This window comes from Tenacibaculum sp. TB-53, from assembly GCF_059716285.2.
In genome coordinates this window covers 42,005-63,956 of sequence record NZ_CM202790.1, presented here as the reverse complement: position 1 = coordinate 63,956, position 21,952 = coordinate 42,005, and the positions used below count along the sequence as shown (strand labels likewise).

The 21,952-nt window shown below is 31.8% G+C and carries 19 protein-coding genes and 2 tRNA genes; 18 read left to right on the top strand and 3 right to left on the bottom strand.

What is annotated here, in order from left to right; all coding sequences use genetic code 11:
- The first annotated feature begins 9 nt into the window (after nt 1–9).
- The 3 genes from AC3VJB_RS00295 to AC3VJB_RS00285 all read left to right on the top strand — a co-directional run bounded on the left by AC3VJB_RS00295 (nt 10) and on the right by AC3VJB_RS00285 (nt 2,281).
- Entirely contained in the window at nt 10–981 is a 972-nt protein-coding gene (locus tag AC3VJB_RS00295) for a BT_3928 family protein (protein ID WP_159494548.1), read from the top strand.
- A 148-nt stretch (nt 982–1,129) separates the two neighbouring features.
- On the top strand, nt 1,130–1,522 hold the full coding sequence (gene crcB, locus AC3VJB_RS00290) for a fluoride efflux transporter CrcB (RefSeq protein ID WP_047790268.1): 393 nt from the start codon (nt 1,130–1,132) through the stop codon (nt 1,520–1,522).
- A 54-nt stretch (nt 1,523–1,576) separates the two neighbouring features.
- Complete coding sequence (locus AC3VJB_RS00285; protein WP_159494547.1) at nt 1,577–2,281, top strand: crotonase/enoyl-CoA hydratase family protein; 705 nt, start codon at nt 1,577–1,579, stop codon at nt 2,279–2,281.
- A gap of 26 nt (nt 2,282–2,307) precedes the next feature.
- On the opposite strand, the gene AC3VJB_RS00280 is transcribed toward AC3VJB_RS00285, so the two are convergent.
- Nucleotides 2,308–2,919 (bottom strand): DUF1684 domain-containing protein, encoded by a 612-nt coding sequence (locus AC3VJB_RS00280; RefSeq protein WP_437823914.1) that lies wholly within the window; start codon nt 2,917–2,919, stop codon nt 2,308–2,310.
- Nucleotides 2,920–3,285: 366 nt separating this feature from the next.
- Here AC3VJB_RS00280 and AC3VJB_RS00275 point away from each other — a divergent pair, with 366 nt between their 5' ends.
- The 11 genes from AC3VJB_RS00275 to AC3VJB_RS00225 all read left to right on the top strand — a co-directional run bounded on the left by AC3VJB_RS00275 (nt 3,286) and on the right by AC3VJB_RS00225 (nt 14,051).
- Nucleotides 3,286–3,516: a hypothetical protein gene (locus AC3VJB_RS00275; protein ID WP_047790221.1), complete on the top strand. Its 231-nt coding sequence runs from the start codon at nt 3,286–3,288 to the stop codon at nt 3,514–3,516.
- A gap of 147 nt (nt 3,517–3,663) precedes the next feature.
- Nucleotides 3,664–3,738: transfer RNA gene (locus AC3VJB_RS00270), tRNA-Pro, on the top strand.
- 175 nt (nt 3,739–3,913) lie between these two features.
- Nucleotides 3,914–3,987: transfer RNA gene (locus tag AC3VJB_RS00265), tRNA-Thr, on the top strand.
- Between the two features lie 98 nt (nt 3,988–4,085).
- Complete coding sequence (gene udk, locus AC3VJB_RS00260) at nt 4,086–4,691, top strand: uridine kinase (RefSeq protein WP_047790269.1); 606 nt, start codon at nt 4,086–4,088, stop codon at nt 4,689–4,691.
- A 1-nt stretch (nt 4,692) separates the two neighbouring features.
- Complete coding sequence (locus AC3VJB_RS00255) at nt 4,693–5,010, top strand: FtsB family cell division protein (RefSeq protein ID WP_047790222.1); 318 nt, start codon at nt 4,693–4,695, stop codon at nt 5,008–5,010.
- Entirely contained in the window at nt 5,010–6,356 is a 1,347-nt protein-coding gene (locus tag AC3VJB_RS00250) for a methylmalonyl-CoA mutase subunit beta (protein ID WP_437823912.1), read from the top strand. The genes AC3VJB_RS00255 and AC3VJB_RS00250 overlap by 1 nt, the downstream gene beginning before the upstream one ends.
- Nucleotides 6,349–8,412: a methylmalonyl-CoA mutase gene (gene scpA, locus AC3VJB_RS00245; RefSeq protein WP_437823911.1), complete on the top strand. Its 2,064-nt coding sequence runs from the start codon at nt 6,349–6,351 to the stop codon at nt 8,410–8,412. Before AC3VJB_RS00250 ends, scpA begins: the two co-directional genes overlap by 8 nt.
- A gap of 5 nt (nt 8,413–8,417) precedes the next feature.
- A complete protein-coding gene (locus tag AC3VJB_RS00240; protein WP_437823909.1) occupies nt 8,418–9,296 on the top strand; it encodes a phosphatidylserine decarboxylase in 879 nt (292 codons plus the stop codon).
- A gap of 105 nt (nt 9,297–9,401) precedes the next feature.
- The gene (locus AC3VJB_RS00235; RefSeq protein ID WP_073184695.1) at nt 9,402–12,548 is read left to right on the top strand and encodes a cytochrome c biogenesis protein CcsA; all 3,147 of its coding nucleotides are present in this window, start codon (nt 9,402–9,404) and stop codon (nt 12,546–12,548) included.
- Between the two features lie 61 nt (nt 12,549–12,609).
- A complete protein-coding gene (locus tag AC3VJB_RS00230; RefSeq protein ID WP_047790228.1) occupies nt 12,610–13,125 on the top strand; it encodes a hypothetical protein in 516 nt (171 codons plus the stop codon).
- Nucleotides 13,126–13,199: 74 nt separating this feature from the next.
- On the top strand, nt 13,200–14,051 hold the full coding sequence (locus AC3VJB_RS00225; protein ID WP_159615364.1) for an N-acetylglucosamine kinase: 852 nt from the start codon (nt 13,200–13,202) through the stop codon (nt 14,049–14,051).
- On the opposite strand, the gene AC3VJB_RS00220 is transcribed toward AC3VJB_RS00225, so the two are convergent.
- Nucleotides 14,048–15,301, bottom strand: a complete 1,254-nt coding sequence (locus tag AC3VJB_RS00220; protein ID WP_167714257.1) for a UDP-N-acetylmuramoyl-tripeptide--D-alanyl-D-alanine ligase — start codon at nt 15,299–15,301, stop codon at nt 14,048–14,050. The genes AC3VJB_RS00225 and AC3VJB_RS00220 overlap by 4 nt on opposite strands.
- A gap of 63 nt (nt 15,302–15,364) precedes the next feature.
- Nucleotides 15,365–17,065 carry a gliding motility lipoprotein GldJ gene (gldJ, locus tag AC3VJB_RS00215; RefSeq protein ID WP_047790231.1) on the bottom strand — a complete coding sequence of 567 codons (1,701 nt, stop codon included), beginning with the start codon at nt 17,063–17,065 and terminating at the stop codon, nt 15,365–15,367.
- A gap of 375 nt (nt 17,066–17,440) precedes the next feature.
- On the opposite strand from gldJ, the gene porV reads away from it, so the two are divergent.
- From porV to guaA, 4 genes are all read left to right on the top strand, one after another.
- Nucleotides 17,441–18,535 (top strand): type IX secretion system outer membrane channel protein PorV, encoded by a 1,095-nt coding sequence (gene porV / locus AC3VJB_RS00210; protein ID WP_047790232.1) that lies wholly within the window; start codon nt 17,441–17,443, stop codon nt 18,533–18,535.
- A gap of 81 nt (nt 18,536–18,616) precedes the next feature.
- On the top strand, nt 18,617–19,099 hold the full coding sequence (gene cdd, locus AC3VJB_RS00205) for a cytidine deaminase (protein WP_047790233.1): 483 nt from the start codon (nt 18,617–18,619) through the stop codon (nt 19,097–19,099).
- Nucleotides 19,100–19,275: 176 nt separating this feature from the next.
- Entirely contained in the window at nt 19,276–20,340 is a 1,065-nt protein-coding gene (locus AC3VJB_RS00200; RefSeq protein ID WP_047790234.1) for a 3-oxoacyl-ACP synthase III family protein, read from the top strand.
- Nucleotides 20,341–20,411: 71 nt separating this feature from the next.
- Nucleotides 20,412–21,947 (top strand): glutamine-hydrolyzing GMP synthase, encoded by a 1,536-nt coding sequence (gene guaA, locus AC3VJB_RS00195; protein ID WP_047790235.1) that lies wholly within the window; start codon nt 20,412–20,414, stop codon nt 21,945–21,947.
- The last annotated feature ends 5 nt before the right edge of the window (nt 21,948–21,952 follow it).

Sequence of the window (21,952 nt, the reverse complement as noted above, 5' to 3'; positions counted from 1 at the left end):
AACACCCCTATGATTTTAAAAATGCTAACTCATATTTCAAGAGTACTTGTAGGACTTCTTTTTATTTACTCTGGATTTGTAAAATTGATAGATCCAATCGGATCTCAATATAAATTTGAAGAATATTTTGGCGCCGATGTATTAAATTTAGAATTCTTAATTCCTTTCGCTTTACCTTTTTCAATTCTTTTAATTGTTACCGAATTGGTTTTAGGTATTATGCTTTTAGTAGGTTACAAACCTAAACTTACTGTTTGGAGCTTATTTGGTTTAAACCTAGTTTTCTTATTTTTAACTTGGTACTCTTATACCTACAACAAAGTTACAGATTGTGGATGTTTTGGTGACGCTTTAAAACTTACACCTAAAGAAACATTTTACAAGAATGTTGTTTTTATGGTTTTTATTGTGATTCTTATTATTGGAGTTAAACACATTAAACCTTTAGTTTCAAATAAATTTGCTTCTTTAACAACCTTTAGCTCTGTTTTTCTATCATTAATTATAACTTATTATGTTTTACAACATTTACCAATTATTGATTTTAGAGCTTATTCTATAGGTACAGATATTGCCAAAGGAATGGAATACCCAGAAGATAGCGACGAACTTCCTCCTATACATGATTTCATGATAGAGACAGACGAAGGAGATAAGTTAGAAGAAATGCTTGCAAAAGAAAAAGCAATGCTTGTTATTATGTCTAATTTAAAGAAAACAGAAAAAGAAGGTATCGCTGATGTTTCTAAGATTGCAAAACAAGCTAGCGAACAAGGTTATGAAATTTATGTATTAACCGCTTCTTACATTGAAGATTTAGCTGCTACCCAAAAAGAATATGGCCTTCCTTACACCTTTGGTTTTTGTGATGAAACTGCTCTAAAAACCGTAATCAGAGCTAACCCTGGTATTGTTACTGTAAAAAAGGGAATCATTTCAGGAAAATGGAATTGGACAGATGCTGACGATGTAGAACTATAAACCGCTATAACATATATATAAAGAAAACCTCACAAATTTGTGAGGTTTTCTTATTTTCGCAATGACATGAAAAGCTCCTTTAGAGATTCTTACAACATCTCATTCAATAAAAGAGCAAAATTTGGCTATTAACCCAAAAGTATTTTTTGTGAAACAGTTATTATTAGTTTTTATAGGTGGTGGAGCAGGAAGCGTTTTACGATATATTATCGGAAAAGCTCTAAACAGCTCTCAAACAGGAATTCCGTACGGAACTTTTGTTGCTAACATTCTTGGTAGTTTACTTATTGGAATTATTTTAGGACTTGCTACTAAAAACGAAACCATAACACAAAACCACACTTTATTATTAGCTACTGGTTTCTGTGGCGGATTTACAACTTTTTCAACCTTTGCCTATGAAAATCATATCTTTCTAAAATCTGGAGATTTCGCCTCTTTTGCGCTATATACTGTTACTAGCTTTATCATCGGATTTTTAGCTGTTTTCGCAGGAATTTACTTAGTAAATTATTTTTGGACGAATTCACAAACTATTTAAACTACACTTTACCCTAAAAACAAATCTCACTTTGTGAGTAAATTTATATAACAAATGAGTGAACTTATACAATACAAATCAGAAGAAAACTATGTAATCATCACTATTACTAACGGAAAAGCTAATGCTATTTCTCATGAAGTGATTGATGCTTTAAACACCTCTTTTGACAAAGCTGAAAAAGAAGAAAAACCAGTAATACTAACAGGACAACCAGGAATATTCTCTGCTGGTTACGACTTAAAAAGCATGACTCAATCTCCTGAATCAGCTTTAGAATTGGTTACCAAAGGCTCTAATTTATCGCATAGAATGTTGTCTTTTCCTTACCCTATAATTGCTGCCTGTTCTGGTCATGCTGTGGCAAAAGGAGCTTTCTTACTCCTATCTGTTGACTATAGACTAGGAATTGAAGGTGATTTTAAAATTGGATTAAACGAAGTTTTAATCGGTATGACCATGCACAATGCCGGTATTGAAATAGCTAAAGCACGTTTAACCCCTGTTTATTTTGAAAGAAGTGTTAGTTGCTCTGAAATTTACAATCCACAAGATGCTATTACCGCTGGTTTTTTAGATAAAATTGTTCCTCAAGAACATCTATTACCTACTGCAATCAAAGTAGCTTCAATGTTTTCTAAACTAAACAAGAAAGCTCATAAAGAAACTAAACTCAAGGTAAGAAGACCATATTTGGATTCGTTAATAAAAGCAATTAAACAAGACAGTGAAGAAGGTTTAACACCTCCTTCAAAATAAAAGTGTCCTGCAATTGCAGGACACTTTTATTTTGGTTTTTTATATGCCATTACCCCTGCTTTAATTTCTGTATTTAGGTAATTATCACTTGGCGTAATTGGACAAGAATACCTATCACTGTAAGCGCAGTAAGGATTGTAAGCTTTATTAAAATCTACCTCTACAGTTCCATCTTCCTGTATATCGGTCGTATAAATATCTATAAAACGACCACCTTTATACGATGTTTTTCCATTTGTTTTATCTAAAAAAGGTAAAAACAAATGATTTGCATACTCAGGAGTAGGATTTACATCTTGATAAATAGTAAGCTTAAAGTCTTCTCCATCAATAGAAAAAGATAAAACTCCATATTTTCTATACATTACCACCCTGTTTGTTGTTGTAGGAAAATTAGTAATAGGAGTATTAAACGTCTTTTCTAAGTTAGCTTTTACAGTGTACTTTTTATCAATAGGAAAAAAATCTAAGCCTTTAAATTTCTTTAACCCTTTTTTTGTAAGCGGAGATCTTGAAGCATCTTTAAACTTAGCATTCATTTCCTTTTGAAAATCAGAATCTCCTAAAACACTTCTTTTTCCTTGACTGTTACAAGAAAATATTAAAACAACAAAAATTAAGAATAATAACTTTCTCATGTTCCTACTTTAACGTCTATATAAACGCAAAAGTACTGCATAATAACTAAAAACTCTCTCATTCCTTAAAAATTCACTAAATTAATCAGCTAAAACTGTTAATTTTCTATTAATAATTTGAAATAGCAAAATAAAATCGTTACTTTTATATTTATAGATAATACTTATAACTGATAATACGATAATGCTAAAAAATATTTTAGTCTTATAAGAAAAACTTATTAACTAATAAACCAAATTGATAAGCTTATTTGTTTAGAAACAGAAAGTTTCCCATATATTTGTCGCCCCAGTTATTTTTAGGCACATATCTTTTTTATCAGACAAAACCTAATAAAGAAATTTTAAATTAAATTGGTAAATTTTATGAATTCAGAATTAATCAATAAGGCGGAAGAATTTGAAAACAGAAAATTCAAGTTTATTACTACTAGTGATAGAATACTAGCCGCTAGAGAAGCAAAAGCTCTTATACTAGAGATTAATGAGGTATATAAACAAACAAAAGACAGCGCATTAATGGATTTAATGAAACGGTTAACAGCTGTAAAACAACGCATTGAAAAACGTTTAAAAGGAAAACCTTTAACAGCTTAAACAATAAATAATGTTTAAGCTCGTTTACAGTATACACAATAGGAATAGTAGTTTCATCAACTACCACTCTCATTATAATATTTATTCTTGATAAAGTTCTAAGTAAAATTACTTAGAACTTTTCTTTTTTAAATATATTTGTAACATCGGGATGTAGCTTAGTCCGGTTAAAGTGCTGGTCTGGGGGACCAGAGATCGGTGGTTCGAATCCACTCATCCCGACTTCTTTTATTTTTTTTCAAAAAAATTCTACCTCTCTAAATAATCAAAACAAACTAAAATTCAACAACTTAAAAAACTTCTAAAATCATTACAAAAAACACCTTTTAAAAAAAATAAAAAAAAGTTTTTTCAGTTTCAAAAAACATTATATATTTGCCACGCTTTTGAGGCAAACGCCGATGTAGCTCAGCTGGCTAGAGCAGCTGATTTGTAATCAGCAGGTCGTGGGTTCGAGTCCCTCCATCGGCTCAAAACTAAAAGCGCTAACAAAAAGTTAGCGCTTTTTTTATGCGCTTATTTTGCTAAATTTGTCATAACTCTATTTTTACAAAAACTTAATGAAGAATATATTTGTTATTGGTATTGCTGGAGGTACAGGAAGTGGAAAAACCACGGTAGTAAACCAAATTATTAACGAACTTCCTGCAGATGAAGTTTGCGTTATCTCTCAAGACTCCTACTACAAACAAACAGACAACCTAACTTACGAAGAACGTACTAAGATTAATTTTGACCATCCTAGAGCAATTGACTTTGATTTAATGGTAGATCACCTATCTGAATTAAAAAATGGATGTATTATCGAACAACCTGTTTATTCTTTCGTTGCTCACAATAGAACCAAAGACACCATAAAAACACACCCCAGAAAAGTTATTATAATTGAAGGTATTTTAATTTTTAATAGCAAAGAACTTCGTAACTTGTGTGACATAAAAGTTTTTGTTCATGCTGATGCTGACGAACGCTTGATTAGACGTGTAAGAAGAGACATTAAAGAACGAGGTAGAGATGTTGATGAAGTTTTAAACCGTTACCAAAGCACTTTAAAACCTATGCACCAACAATTTATCGAACCTACAAAAAATTATGCTGATATCATTATACCTAACGATAGATATAATACCGTAGCTATAGATATTGTAAGAACTGTAATTAACGACCGTTTATAAAATGAGTTTAAAATCAATTAAAAACAAACCTTCCTTTAAAATAGTCACTAATATTTACGTGATTATACTCACTGTTTTTGTGGTTTGGATGCTTTTTTTTGATGAAAATTCTTACCTTACCCATAGAGAGTTTAATAAAGAGATTAATGAACTAAAGAGCTGGATTGATTATCATGAAAAAAAAATCAAGAAAGACAAAAAAACCATCCAACAACTACAAGACTCTCTTCAACTAGAACGCTATGCTAGAGAAAAGTACTTAATGAAGAAAGAAGATGAAGATATTTATATTATTGAATTTGATACCATAAAAAAGTAATGAGTAACTATTTATTTGACGAATTTCAAGGTGTTACCCCTGCAGAATGGAAACAAAAAATACAAGTAGACCTTAAAGGTGCCGATTATAACGATACACTTTTATGGAAAACTGAAGAAGGTATTACTGTAAAACCTTTTTACACTAAAGAAGATAGAACCAATATTCAGATTAATACCCCAAATAAAGGTTTTGCAATTTGTCAATCTATTAACATTGAGAATGAAGAAGAAGCAAATACATTTGCTATCGACTCAATTAAAAGAGGAGCAAACGCCATAAAATTCAGCGCAAAAAAAGAGTTTGACTACAATACCTTATTAAAAGGAATTGACACTCAAAAAACCTTACTTTACTTTACTTTTAATTTTTTATCATCACAATTTGTAAAAAAACTAGCTGATTTCACAAACTCGGACAAGTGCTACTTCAATATAGATGTTATAGGAAACTTAGCTAGCTCAGGAAACTGGTATTCTAATCTTAAAAGCGATCATACACAATTAGAAGAAATAGCAAAAGCTACTCAAAATGCTATTTGTGTTAATGCTTCCATTTATCAAAATGCAGGAGCAACCATCGTTCAACAATTAGCATATGCACTTGCACACGCAAACGAATACTTGAATCATTTTGGAAGCTCAATTGCAAACAATATTCACTTTAATTTTTCTGTAGGAAGTAATTACTTTTTTGAAATTGCCAAACTAAGAGCTTTTAGAGTTTTATGGAATGCTCTTTTAAAAGAATACAATACCGAAGCAACTGCTCATATTTTTACACAACCAAGCACACGTAACAAAACTATATACGACTACAATGTAAACATGCTACGGACTACCTCTGAATGTATGAGCGCTATTTTAGGAGGAACAAACACTGTAGCCAATAACTCTTACGATAAGATTTTTCATCAACCGAACGAGTTTGGAGAACGTATATCAAGAAATCAACTATTAATTCTACAGCAAGAAAGCGAGTTAGCAGAAGCCCAAAATATTGCTGACGGTGCATACTACATTGAAACAATTACTCAACAACTTGCCCAAAAAGCACTAGAAGTTTTTAAATTAATAGAAAAAGGCGGTGGTTTCTTAAAACAACTAAAAGAAGGAGTTATCCAACGAAAAATAAAAGAATCTGCAGATAAAGAACAACAATTATTTGACTCAGGAGAATTAGTTTTACTTGGAACAAACAAAATTCAAAACGAAAATGACAAGATGAAAAACGATTTAGAAGTTTCGCCTTTCTTGAAAATTCGTAACGAAAAAACACTAATTCAACCTATTATTCAAAAACGATTAGCTGAAAAGCTAGAACAAGAACGTTTAGAAAATGAGTAGAAAAGATATATCAAACATACAAATAGATAAAAGCCAAGAACAGCAAAACAAAAACTTTAAACACGAAGATTTTGTTGCAGGTATTGCACCTAACTTACGTGGACCTTACTCTACCATGTATGTTCGTAGACCTTGGACAATTCGTCAATATGCAGGTTTTTCTACAGCTGAAGAAAGCAATGCTTTTTACCGTAGAAATTTAGCTGCTGGTCAAAAAGGATTATCAGTTGCTTTTGATTTAGCTACACACCGTGGTTACGACTCAGACCACGAACGTGTACAAGGTGATGTTGGAAAAGCTGGTGTTGCTATAGATTCTGTGGAAGACATGAAAGTTTTGTTCGACCAAATACCATTAGATAAAATGTCCGTTTCCATGACTATGAATGGAGCCGTTTTACCAATTTTGGCATTTTATATTGTAGCAGCTGAAGAACAAGGTGTAGCTCCTAAACTATTATCAGGAACTATTCAAAACGATATTTTAAAAGAGTTTATGGTGCGTAATACTTACATTTACCCACCTACTCCATCAATGAAAATTATTGCTGATATTTTTAGATATACTTCTGAAAATATGCCTAGATTTAATTCAATTTCTATCTCTGGATACCATATGCAAGAAGCTGGTGCTACTGCAGAAATTGAATTGGCTTATACTTTAGCTGACGGATTGGAATACATTAAAAAAGGGCTAGAAGCAGGAATGGACATTGACACCTTCGCTCCTCGCTTATCTTTCTTCTGGGCTATTGGAATGAATCATTTTATGGAAATTGCCAAAATGCGTGCAGGAAGAATGTTATGGTCTAAATTGGTAAAGCAATTTAACCCTAAAAACCCAAAGTCATTAGCATTAAGAACTCACTGCCAAACTAGTGGATGGAGTTTAACTGAGCAAGATCCTTTTAACAACGTAGCCCGTACTGCAATTGAAGCTATGGCTGCTGCTTTTGGAGGAACACAAAGTTTACATACCAACGCTTTAGATGAGGCAATTGCCTTACCTACCGATTTTTCAGCACGAATTGCTCGTAACACACAAATATACTTACAACAAGAAACCCATATTACAAAAACAGTTGATCCTTGGGCAGGTAGTTATCATGTAGAAAAACTTACTGAAGAAATTGCCAATAAAGCATGGGAGCTAATTCAAGAAGTTGAAGAATTAGGAGGAATGACCAAAGCTATTGAAAAAGGGATTCCTAAAATGCGTATAGAAGAAGCTGCTGCAAAAAAACAAGCAAAAATCGATAGTGGACAAGATGTTATTGTTGGTGTTAACAAATACCAATTAGAGCAAGAGGATCCTTTACATATTTTGGAGGTAGATAATGAAGCAGTTCGTCAATCTCAAATTGACAGACTAAACGACTTAAAATCGAAAAGAAATCAAGCTGAAGTAGATAAAACTTTACGTGATTTAACTGAATCTGCTAAAACAGGTGAAGGAAATTTATTAGATTTAGCGGTAAAAGCTGCAAGAAACAGAGCTACTTTAGGTGAAATTTCTGACGCTCTTGAAACTATTTTTGGACGTCATAAAGCAGTACATAAAACAATATCTGGCGTGTATAGTAAAGAAATAAAAGACGACGAGTTATTTAAAAAAGCTACCGAATTAGCTGATAAGTTTTCAGAATTAGAAGGGCGACGTCCTCGAATTATGATTGCTAAATTAGGACAAGACGGTCACGATCGTGGTGCTAAAGTAGTTGCTACTGGTTATGCTGATTTAGGTTTTGATGTAGATATAGGTCCATTATTCCAAACACCACAAGAAGCCACCAAACAAGCTATAGAAAATGATGTACATATTTTAGGTATTTCATCATTGGCTGCAGGACATAAAACGTTAGTTCCGCAAGTTATTGCTGAACTTAAAAAATATGACCGTGAAGATATTATGGTTATTGTTGGTGGTGTAATTCCAGCACAAGATTACCAATTCTTATTTGACGCTGGTGCTGTAGGTGTTTTTGGCCCTGGAACTAAAATTGCGCAAGCTGCCATTGATATGTTAACTATTTTAATTGATAGTGTAGAAGAATAACAGTTATGAAAATAAAATTTATTGATAGAAAAACAGGTAAAATAATTACCGAAACCCCTCCTGGAGAAGGGTATTTAAAATTGCTATATAATAATCCATTTGGTAAAATGGCTTTATTACCATTAGTTAAACGTAAATTTTTGTCATCGTGGTATGGTAAGCTCATGAACAAACCTAATTCTATTAACAAAATAAACAGTTTTGTTAGAGAACTTCAAATCGACATGAGTGAAGCCGAAAGACCATCTGAAGACTACATTTCTTTCAATGACTTTTTCTATCGAAAATTAAAACCTGGTGCACGCCCTATTGAGGAAGGCTTTGTTTCTCCTGGTGACGGAAAAATGTTAGCATTTAAAAACATTTCTGATATTCATAACTTCTTTATCAAAGGAAGAAAATTTACCTTAGAGGAATTTCTAGGCAATAAAGAGCTAGCCACAAAACATAAAAACGATTCTTTAATTATTTTACGACTCGCTCCAAATGATTACCACAGGTATCATTTTCCATACAACGGAACTCCTTCCGAAGTAACCAAAATTAAAGGACGCTACTTCTCAGTTTCTCCGCACGCTTTGGCTGCTAACTTCACTAGAGTATTCTGCGAAAACAAAAGAGAGTACTGTACTTTGGCAACACAAGACAAAGGAGATATTATCATTGCTCCCGTTGGAGCGACCATGGTTGGAAGTATTATTGAAACCTACAAACCTAATTCCGAAGTAAAAAAAGGCGATGAAATGGGATATTTTGCTTTTGGCGGTTCAACTATTGTGTTGTTAGTTAATAGTTCCAAAATAACTATTGATGAAGATATTTTAACCAACACCAAAAACAAGATGGAAACCTTTGTTAAAATGGGAGAAAAGATAGGTATTTAATTATGCTAACTTTAACAATTCTTTTCTCAAAATAACACTCATTCTTTCAAAAAAGCGAGCTTTAATCCGTAAATTTGCAACGTTTTATACTTAGCAGATTTACTGATGAAAAAAATCTTAGATATTCTCTACTCTACCCGTTTAATGGCTGTATTATTTTTTGTTTTTGCCATTGCCATGGGAATTGCCACTTTTATTGAAAACGATTACGGAACCCAAACCTCTAAAGCATTAGTGTACAATACTTGGTGGTTTGAGTTGATTATGGTGTTCTTTGTTATCAATTTTTTTGGAAATATTTTTAAGTACCGATTATACAAAAAAGAAAAATGGTCTGTGTTATTATTTCATATATCATTTCTATTAATCTTAATAGGCGCCGGTATTACTCGTTATATTAGTTATGAAGGTTTAATGGTTATTGATGAAGGAGAAACAACCAATCAATTTTATTCTGAGCACACCTACTTAAATGTCATTATTGACAATGGTGAATTTCAAAAAACTACTGCAAACAAATTACTTTTATCTGCTTGGGGTAAAAACTCTGCAAGTTTTGAAGAAAACTTTCAACCTAAAAAGGCAGGAAAAAATCATACGGTTTCTTTTAATTTAGTTGACTATATTCCTTGGTCTGAAACAAAAATGGTTTTAGACGAAAACGGAACAGAGCATTTATTTTTTGTAGAAAGTTCTGATGGAAGCAGACACGAGCATTACATTAAGAGAGGAACTATTGAAAATATTCATAATATTTTAGTAGGCTTTGAAGCTCCTAATAAAGAGGCTGCTTCAATTAACTTCTTTTATGAAGACGGTAGCTTAAAAATGATTTCTAAAAATAATGGAGATTGGTTTAGAATGGCTGATCAAAAGAAAGGTTTAATAGTTAAAGATAGTGCTCAACATTTTCAATTATTAACACTTCACAACGTAAATGGATTACAATTTGTAGTCCCTAAGTCTCCAGAAAAAGGAGAGATTAAAACAGTTAGGGGTAAAAAAGATGATAAAAAATATGACACCGTAATTTTTGATATAACTACAAATGGAGAAACTGAACGTGTTGAGTTTTATGGAGGCAAGTTTAATGTAGACAACCAACAACAATTTAGTATTGGAAATTTAAATTTTAGAGCTTGGTATGGATCTAAATTGTTACAAACCCCTTTTAGCGTAAAATTAAATGATTTTCAATTAGAAAAATATCCAGGATCAGAAAGTGCCGCAGCTTATGCTAGTGAAGTTACTGTAATTGCTCCTAACGAAACATTCGATTATAGAATATTTATGAACCATATTTTAGATTACGGAGGGTATAAATTTTTCCAATCAAGTTATAAAATTGACGGTGAACACGAGCAAACACATTTATCTGTAAATCACGATTTTTGGGGTACTTGGGTCACGTACATTGGTTATTTCTTATTGTTCTTTGGTTTAACTGCTTCTTTATTTGTTAAAAATACTCGTTTTTACGACTTAAAACAATCATTAGTTAAAATACGAAACAAGAAATCCAAGCTATCTCTAATTGCTTTATTTATTTCTTTAGCTAGTTATACGCAACATAAACAACATGAACCAAAACAAGTTTCTGAAGCCCAAATTGATTCTATTTTAATCGCAAATAAAGTAGATAATAAACATGCTGATTTATTTAGTTCTTTAGTTATTCAAGATGCTGGTGGACGTATGAAGCCTGCCCACACCTTTGCTTCAGAATTAGTTAGAAAAGTAGCCCATGTAGATAAATTTAAAGACATGGATCCTAGCCAGATTTTACTTTCAATTACAGAAAGTCCGATGCTTTGGTTAAACGTTCCCTTTGTGTATCTGGAAAAAGGGAATACACAAATTAGAGAAATTTTAGGGCTTTCTGAAGATACTGAATATGCTCGTTTTATTGATTTTTACAACCCTGATGGCTCTTCAAAAATTAGCAAACTTGTTGTTGAAGCTGAGAAGAAAAGGATTCAAAATAAATTTGAACAAGATGCTATTAAGATTGAAAGAAGAGTTTGGTTGTTATCGCAAGCTTTAGGAGGTGGTATATTACGTATTTATCCAATTCCTAACGACGAAAATAACAAATGGGTTTCGCAGCCCGAAACACTACAGGCAAATTTTAAAGGAACAGATTCTGTTTTTGTTCGTCAGTCATTACCCGTATATTTACAGTTATTACAAGCATCAAAAAAATCGGGAGATTATACTGAAACCAATAAGGTTTTAAATGGAATTAAGAAATTCCAACAAAAATTTGGTTCAGAAGTTATTCCTTCTAAAGACAAAATCGATTTAGAAATAGCTTACAATAAGTTAAATATTTTTGTAAAACTTTCTAAATATTACGGATACGTAAGTTTACTTTTAATTGTTTTTGTTTTCTTACAAATTTTTAATAACAAACCATGGGTTAACTATATAGTTAAGATACTTATAGGAATTGTTATTTTCCTTTTCGTTTTTCATGTATTAGGATTAACAGCTAGATGGTATATTAGTGGCAATGCCCCTTGGAGTAATGCTTATGAGTCCATTATTTTTGTAGGTTTAGCAACTATGTTATTTGGGTTAATTCTAGGAAAAAAATCTTCATTAACCATAGCTGCTACAACATTTTTAGTCTCGATTATTTTAGCTTTTGCTCACCAAAATTGGTTAGACCCTGAGATTGCTAACTTACAACCAGTATTAAACTCTTGGTGGCTATATGTACACGTTTCTATAATTGTTGCTGCTTACGGACCTTTCTTCTTAGGAATGATTCTTGGTGTATTTGCTTTGTTTTTAATCGTTTTCACCAACAAGAAAAACAAAAAGAAAATGGATTTACACATTAAAGAATTAACTATTATAAACGAAATGGCATTAACTGTTGGTTTAGTAATGTTTACGATTGGTAACTTTTTAGGTGGAATGTGGGCAAATGAAAGCTGGGGACGTTATTGGGGATGGGACCCTAAAGAGACTTGGGCTTTAGTTTCTATTATGATATATTCTTTTGTATTACATATGCGTTTAATACCAGGTTTACGAGGAAGATACACTTTCAATTTAGTTTCTATTTTAGCCATCTCATCAATTATGATGACTTACATGGGGGTTAATTTTTACTTATCTGGCCTACATTCTTATGCAAGTGGTGATAAAGTAGTTACGCCAGCATCAGTTTATTATTCTTTAGCTTTTGTTGCTGTTTTAGGAACTCTTGCTTGGATAAAAAACAAAAAGTATTACAAAAAATAAGTTGATAGGTTTTCTGTTAAAAAAATGTATTTTTGCAAACCGATAAAAAGAAGAGACAATTATGTTCAATAAAAATATAAAATTAGTTTTAGCTACCTTAATTACTATATGGTCTGTATATGAGTTCATACAAGGGCACATTATGAACGGTATATCAATACTATTACTTGCTGGACTATTTATTTTATTTTATTTTAAAAACGAGTTTATTCTTTTAGCTTTCTTACAACTACGTAAACAAAATTTTGCTGGAGCTCAAAAATGGTTAGGGTATATTAAAAACCCATCTACTGCATTAACAAAAAAGCAAGAAGGGTATTATAATTACCTACATGGTATTATGCTATCTCAAACTAACATTACTCAAGCCGAAAAGTTTTTAAAGAAAGCTGTTAAGTTAGGTCTAGCTATGGATCATGACTTAGCCATGGCTAAATTACAATTAGCAGGAATAGCAATGACTAAACGTAGAAAAAGAGAAGCTACAAACTTAATGGCAGAAGCTAAAAAGCTAGATAAACATGGCATGCTTAAAGAGCAAATGCAAATGATGAAACAGCAAATGAAGAAGATTTAATGCTTCTTCTTATTTTTTCATATTTCTCTTAAACTCTTTTAATTATATATTTAGCTTAAAAAAGAAAATAAGAAATGGTTTTAATTGCCGATGGTGGTTCTACTAAAGCTGATTGGATAGCTCTCGATGATACTAAAAAAGAAGTTTTTAGAACAACTACTCTAGGTCTAAACCCGTCTGTTTTAACAAAAGATGAAATGCTTAGCACAATAAATAGTGCTAACAACTTATTAAAAATACAAAACGACACTTTACAAGTCCACTTTTATGGAGCTGGTTGTGGAAGTCCTAAAGCTGCTAAAAGTTTACAAAATGTTCTAAAATCTATCTTTAAAAAAGCAACTGTATTTGTTTCTGAAGATACCTTAGCCGCTGTTTATGCTAGTACTGGTAAAAACCCTGGTATTGTGTGTATCTTAGGAACAGGTTCTAACAGCTGTTATTATGATGGAAAAGACATGATTACTACAGCTCCATCACTTGGCTACACTATTATGGATGAAGCTAGCGGGAATTATTTTGGCAAAAAATTATTACGTGATTTTTATTATAATAAAATGCCAAAAAAAATAGCTTCAGCATTTAAAACTTCTTTTGAACTTGATACTGATACCGTAAAAATAAACCTATATAAAAAACCATATCCAAATATGTATTTAGCTTCTTTTGCTAAATTTATGCTGGAGTATAGAGATGAAAAATACGTCAGAAAAATGATAAAAAAAGGGGTTCAAGAGTTTTTCAAGTATCGTATTCTTCCTTTTGAAAAAAATAGTCAAACACCAATTTATTTTATCGGATCAATTGCTTATTACTTTCAGGATATATTAGACAATGTCGCCTCTAAAAATAATTTATCTATTACTAATGTAATTCAACGTCCTATTGATAATTTGGTTAACTTTCACCGAAATAATTCTTTTTAAAAAAGCGCTACAACTCTTTCTAAAGCCATACCTCTAGAGCCTTTTACTAAAATTGTACTACTCTCGATTTGGTTGTTCTTTATATATTCTTCAAACTCATTAAACCCATTAAACCTTTTATACTTAGTCGTGGTTTTATAAAAATTCTCACCTATAAGGAAAGCTTCGTCTAAGTTTAATTCTTTTATAAAATTTACAATACTCTGATGTTCGTTTGAACTATATTTTCCAAGTTCAAACATATCTCCTAAAATTATTGTTTTATTATTAGCTTGCAGCTTACTAAAACTCTCTAAGGCTGCTTTCATACTTGTAGGGTTAGCATTGTAAGCATCTAGAATTATTCTATTAGTTTTTGTATTTATTACCTGAGACCTATTATTAGAAGGGACGTAATTTTCAATTGCCTCTTTTATTAATTCTGTTGTTACATTAAAGTAATTACCAATAGTTATCGCCGCTGATATGTTAGCAAAGTTATAGGCTCCTATTAAATTACTTAATATCTCTGTATTATTATACGACAACTTTACAAATGGATTAGCCTCTATAAACTTTATGCTTTCATCAAAGGTAATACTCTCTATATCTTTTGTTTTAGCTATCTGCTTTTCATCATTGGGATTAACAAAAACTTTTTTGTTTTTGGCTCTCAAATAATCATATAATTCTGATTTAGCCTTTACCACACCTTCTAAAGAACCAAAACCTTCTAAATGTGCGCTTCCAAAATTTGTTATATACCCATAATCAGGGTTTGCTATTTCTGATAAAAACTCAATTTCTTTAGCATGATTTGCTCCCATTTCTACAATGCCAACTTCTGTATTCTTATTCATTGACAATAAAGTTAATGGTACACCAATATGATTATTAAGATTTCCTAAAGTTGCTGTAGTTTTATATTTTTTTGATAAAACTGAATTTATCAATTCTTTTGTTGTTGTTTTCCCATTACTTCCTGTTAATGCAATTACAGGAATTCCTAGTTGATTTCTATGATGATTTGCAAGTTTTTGTAGAGTTTCCAAAACATTATCAACCAAAATTAATTTTTCTGAAGTTTTATAATCAGCTTCATCAATTATTGCGTAACTAGCTCCATTAGTTATTGCCTCTTCGGCAAACTTATTTCCATTAAAATTCTCTCCTTTTAATGCAAAAAAAAGTGTGTTTTTTCTAATAGTTCTAGTATCTGTATCTACTAAACCATGTGTGATATATAAACTGTATAACTCTTCTATCTTCATAAAGTAAAAATAAAAAACCTCATTGAAATTCAATGAGGTTTTGTTGTATAAAATACTATTTTATTATCTAGCTCTATCTGGTGTAGCTGTTTTTCTTTTATTTAGCACCATTGGTCCCATTTTATCTGTAGCACATCTAAACCCTATGTAGTTTGTTGCCATATATTCTGGGAAATATCTTCTTTGAGCTGGATCTAACCAGTACTCTCTGTCAGCCCAAGAACCACCTTTATATACTCTAGACTTATCACTAATTAATGTAGTTCTTCTCTTATCATCATATTTATAATTATTAACCACATTACCTAATGTGTCAATTTCAGCTTCTGGCTTTTGAGGAGAGTTATACATTCTTTTTGTACGATCTAATTGATCTTTATCTAATCCATAGAACTTAGAAGAAGCCTGATCTCCATCACCTAAACTAGAATTGTTAGCTAAGTTATAATTTCTTCTCATGTAAGTATCTTCTTTAGTAATAGGAATATACTTAACACTTCCTGGTAAATCTTTAGGAACAATTCTACCGTTTTCTAAAGTATCATACTCTACTTCACCATCACCCACAATAACAACTTTACCCTCTTCATTGATTAATTTTTTAGTAAAAATGTTACCTCTAAAATAATTAAAGTCATTTGCTTCAGAATCGATAATTGGTCTATACACATCTTCTACCCATTCAGAAACATTACCAGACATATCATATAGTCCAAAAGCATTAGGAGGGTAACTTCTTACTGCATTAGGAATATCTGATCCATCACTACTCCATCCAGCAATACCACTATAATCTCCTTTTCCTTGCTTAAAGTTAGCTAATTGATCTCCTCTTCTTCTCTTATCTCTGTCACGAGTATACTTTCCACTCCAAGCATATTTTTTTCTTCCTCTAATATTATTATATTCACGGTTTTCAAAAATAGCTTTTGCAGCATATTCCCATTCTACCTCAGTAGGCAGTCTGAATTTTTGAGATAAAATACCATCTGAAGATGTAACCTGTCTACCTGTAAAGGTTCCTTTTTCTGGTTTTGGTTCTCCTTTTACCTTTGGAACTGGTATACCCTTTTTATAAATTGTAGAGTCTCCGTCGAATATCGCGTAAGGATCTGTTAAATAAGTATCGGTATCAAAATTATTTTCTCCTTTAAAGCTTATAGAATCTTCTTTAAAAATGTTTTTTATAACACCTTTATCCATTAAAATTTTCAAGTTAACAGCATTGGTACGCCACTTACAATATTTATTTGCTTGAATCCAACTAACACCTACAACTGGATATTCAGCATAAGAAGGGTGTCTTAAATAACTCTCTGATAAAAGATTCGTATTCCCTAAACCTTTCCTCCATACCAAAGTATCTGGTAATACCGAAGGGTAAATGTTTTTAAACTGTGGGTCTTCTGGAGGAAAAACATCTTTAGTATACTGCATAAATAACCCATATTCTGCATTCGTTACCTCTGTTTCATCCATATAAAAAGTACGAACATGCATTTTTTGTGGAGTTGTATTCCAATCAAACATAACATCATCTTGTACTAATCCCATGGTGAAAGTACCTCCTTCTATGTGAACCATCCCTGGTGGTACATTTTTTCCTTCTTTATACTCTCCCTTTAAATATCCTCCATAGTTTGGGTCATTAAAGTTCCAACCAGTTAATGAAGATTTACTCGACCCACCTCCATTACTTTTACAAGAAGTAATTAATAAACTAGTGATCGCCAATAAACTAAATAATTTCAACGTACTTTTCATGTATTTTTAACTGTTTTTTAAGGGTGTCGCAATTTACAATATTTCTAATTTCTTACAACTAATTTATTTATAAATTCACATTTAGTAACCTTATCTATGCTAGATTACAAACGACAGTTTTTATACTTTAGTATTACGAATCTAAGAAAAAGATTAAAAAACAGACCATTAAAGTTTATTATTTTTTAACAGCGTAAAAATATTTTTTTCATTATTACGTATACAATATATAATATTGTTTAAGCAAACTCGTTTAGTTAGTTAACTAATAAATAAACCATTAAGTTTTATTTATACGAAATCTAAAAAAAGTTACTAGTTATAAACTCCCTCAAGAAAAATTATATATTTGCTAAACAATTAATCATATTTTACATGAAAAAATTATCTATCGTATTATTTTTTGTGTGCTTTACCCTTCAAAATAAAGCGCAAGCCCAAACATCAATAAACACAACGGCAATGCCTTTCTTATTGATTACACCTGATGCTCGTGCTGGTGGTATGGGAGATATTGGAGTAGCTACCTCTTCAGATGCTTATTCAATTTTTCATAACCCTGCAAAAACTGCATTTAATCAAAACAAAATTAGCATAGGACTCAATTACACGCCTTGGCTTAGAAACTTAACTGACGATATTTTTGTTGGTGGAGGCTCTTACGTTAATAGGTACAGTGAAAAATCTGCTTGGGGTGTTGACTTAAAATACTTTTCTCTTGGAGAAGTTAATTTAACAGATACTAATGGCGGTTCTAATGGAATTGAAAACCCAAATGAATTAGCTATTACTGGTATTTATTCATTAAAGTTGAGTGAAAATTTTTCTATGGGTATAGGTTTAAAGTATATTCATTCTAATTATAAAATCAGAAGTAATGACTCCAACTTAGATGCAGTTAATTCTTTTGCAGTTGATGTTTCTGGTTATTATCAATCTAAGGAAAAAAACTTTGGAAGCTTTAATGGTCGTTACCGATTAGGTTTTAATATCGCTAATATTGGCCCAAAAGTAGAATATAGTCCTGGTGTTCCTAACTTCATCCCAACCAATGCAAAAATTGGTGGTGGTTTTGATTTCATTTTTGATGACAAAAACATTTTGGGACTTAACTTGGAACTTACAAAATTACTTGTTCCTTCAAGTCCTAACTCAGAGAGAGGTTGGTTTGAAGGAATGTTTACATCTTTAGGAGATAGAAGTTTTAGTGAAGAATTGCAAGAAACTACATGGGCTTTAGGTGCAGAATATCTGTATAACAATGCCTTTGCTCTTAGAGCTGGTTATTTTCATGAGAGTGAAGAAAAAGGACAACGTCAATACTTTACCTTAGGTACAGGATTTACTGCTAGAGCTTTTACTTTAGATTTATCTTATTTAATAAATACTGCAGCTGTTAACAACCCGTTAGAAAATACATTACGTTTTTCTTTATCGTTTGATTTAGGAGAACTATATGAAGTATATTAAAAAGTGGTATTTTTTTTATAAATTCGTATCAGAATACAAAAGCAGTCTTACCGACTGCTTTTTTTGACTAATTTATTTACGATGAAGAAAATTGACGTAACTACTAAAGCAACTGTATTTGATAATATATCACAATTATCAACTGAAGATGCTTTTTTAATTCAAAAAGCTATTGAGGCAAGACAAAAAGCTTACGCTCCTTACTCTAAATTTAATGTTGGAGCTGCTGTATTACTAGACAATGGTCAAGTTGTTTTAGGAAACAATCAAGAAAGCGCTGCTTATCCCTCAGGTATGTGCGCAGAACGAGTAGCTATTTGGAAAGCGGGCTCTGAATACCCTAACATGAAAGTACTAAAAATAGCCATTACTGCTGCTTCTGAAAACTCTACGGTAGATAAACCTGTTGGTCCTTGTGGAGCTTGTCGTCAAACATTATCAGAATATGAAATCAACCAAAAACAACCAATTGAAATACTATTTACAGGAGAAGTTGGACAAATAGTAAAAACGGAATCGTTACTTTCATTATTACCTTTTTCATTTGATAGCTCATATTTGTAACAACCATCGAGTATCAAAATCACAAAAAAAAGCACCTCTGATTTTTAAAAAAAAAATTTAACTTGTTTTTTTTAAAAACATAACAAATATTTGAAATTGAATGTAAATAAAACGGTTATCATCAATAAAAATATTTTATTTGTAATTACCAACCCTAAAAAAAATCATTTATTTCAATGAAGAAATCAGTAATTACAGGAACAGGTTCATTTATCCCATCTATCAAAAAGGAAAATGCTAACTTTAATAATCATTCATTTTTAAATGCCGATGGAACATCTTTTGACAACCCTAACCCTATAATTATTGAAAAATTCAAATCCATTACTGGCATTGAAGAACGTCGTTACGCTAAAGATGAATATAAAGCTTCAGATTTAGGTTTTTTTGCTGCGCAAAAAGCTATTAAAGATGCTAAAATTAATCAAGAAGAATTAGATTATATTATTTTTGCTCATAATTTTGGTGATGTTAAAAAGAATGCCATTCAAAGTGACATTCTTCCAAGTTTAGCTACTCGTGTAAAACATTTGTTACAAATAAAAAACCCTAACTGTGTTGCCTACGATATTTTATTTGGTTGTCCTGGTTGGGTTGAAGGTGTCATTCAAGCACAAGCGTTTATAAAAGCAGGAATTGCTACAAAATGTTTAGTTATTGGTGGTGAGACTTTATCAAGGGTTGTTGACATGAATGACCGTGACTCTATGATTTATAGTGATGGTGCTGGTGCCTGTATCATAGAAGCTACTGATAAAAATGATAGTGGAATTTTAAGCCATGCTTCACAAACCTTTACTAAAGATGAAGCCTACTTTTTATTTTTTGGAAATTCAAACGATAAAAACAAAGACAAAGACGTACGCTACATTAAGATGCATGGACGAAAAATTTATGAATTTGCCTTAACCAATGTTCCAAAAGCTATGCAAACTGCTTTAGATAAAAGTGGTGTAGCTATTGATGATGTAAAAAAAATATTCATCCATCAGGCCAATGAAAAAATGGATGAAGCTATTATTAAACGTTTTTATCGTTTGTACAAAAAACCAATTCCTGAAGGTGTGATGCCAATGAGCATTCATAAATTAGGAAATAGTTCAGTAGCAACCGTACCTACCCTACTTGATTTAGTTTTAAAAGGAAATATTGAAAACCAAGAAGTAAAAAAAGGAGATGTTATTATTTTAGCATCAGTAGGTGCTGGTATGAATATTAATGCTATAGTTTACAAGATTTAATAGTTTAAAAAACTCTTTAATTTCTTACTAAATATTCTCGCAAATATAAAATCTAAGTACTATTTTTGCGCATGCAACAACACAACGTACTTATATTAGATTTCGGATCGCAATACACACAGTTAATTGCGCGCCGTGTAAGAGAATTAAATATTTATTGTGAAATTCACCCTTACAACAAAATACCACAAAATTTAAACGATTTTAAAGCTGTAATCCTTTCAGGAAGCCCATCTTCAGTTCGTTCAGAAGAGGCTCCTCATCCAGATTTGTCTGAAATCAGAGGTAAGAAACCATTATTAGCAGTGTGCTATGGCGCACAATATTTAGCTCATTTTTCTGGTGGTTTAGTAGCTCCTTCTAATACTCGTGAGTATGGTAGAGCTAACTTATCTTTTATTGAAGAAGGAGAAGAATTCTTTAAAGATATTTCTGAAGGAAGTCAAGTTTGGATGAGTCATTCAGACACAATTAAAGAGTTACCTACTGGAGGAACATTATTAGCAAGTACTCATGATGTACAAAATGCAGCATACAAAATTGATGGAGAGACTACTTATGCTATCCAATTTCATCCAGAAGTATATCATTCTACAGATGGTAAACAATTATTACAAAACTTTTTAGTTAATATAGCTGGGGTAGCTCAAACATGGACACCAGATTCTTTTGTTGACGAAACTGTAGCTGAATTAAAAGCTAAGATTGGTAATGACAAAGTTGTTTTAGGTTTATCTGGAGGAGTAGATTCTACCGTAGCTGCAGTTTTATTACACAAAGCAATTGGAAGTAATTTGCACTGTATTTTCGTAAACAACGGATTGTTACGTAAAAATGAGTTCACCGACGTATTAAAACAATACGAAGGTATGGGATTAAACGTTAAAGGGGTCGATGCTTCGGCACGTTTTTTGGACGAACTAGCTGGATTAAGTGACCCAGAAGCAAAACGTAAAGCTATTGGTAAGGTTTTTATTGATGTTTTTGATGATGAAGCACACCAAATAGAAGATGCCAAATGGTTAGCACAGGGAACAATTTATCCCGATGTAATTGAGTCAGTTTCAGTTAATGGAGGTCCTTCAGCTACTATTAAAAGTCATCATAATGTAGGTGGTTTACCTGATTTCATGAAATTGAAAGTTGTTGAGCCTTTACGTATGATTTTTAAAGATGAAGTACGTAGGGTTGGTGCTTCTATGGGAATTGATAAAGAATTATTAGGTCGTCACCCTTTTCCTGGGCCTGGTTTAGCTATTAGAATCTTAGGAGATATTACAGCTGAAAAGGTTCGTATTTTACAAGAAGTAGATGCTGTATTCATCAACGGATTAAAAGAAAGTGGGTTGTATGATAAAGTATGGCAAGCTGGTGCTATTTTATTACCCATAAATTCTGTTGGGGTTATGGGAGATGAAAGAACCTACGAAAAAGTGGTAGCTTTACGAGCTGTAGAAAGCACTGATGGTATGACTGCTGACTGGGTAAATTTACCTTATGAGTTTTTACAAAAAACATCAAATAAAATAATTAATAATGTAAAAGGTGTAAACAGAGTTGTATATGACATTAGCTCTAAACCACCAGCAACAATTGAGTGGGAATAAAAATC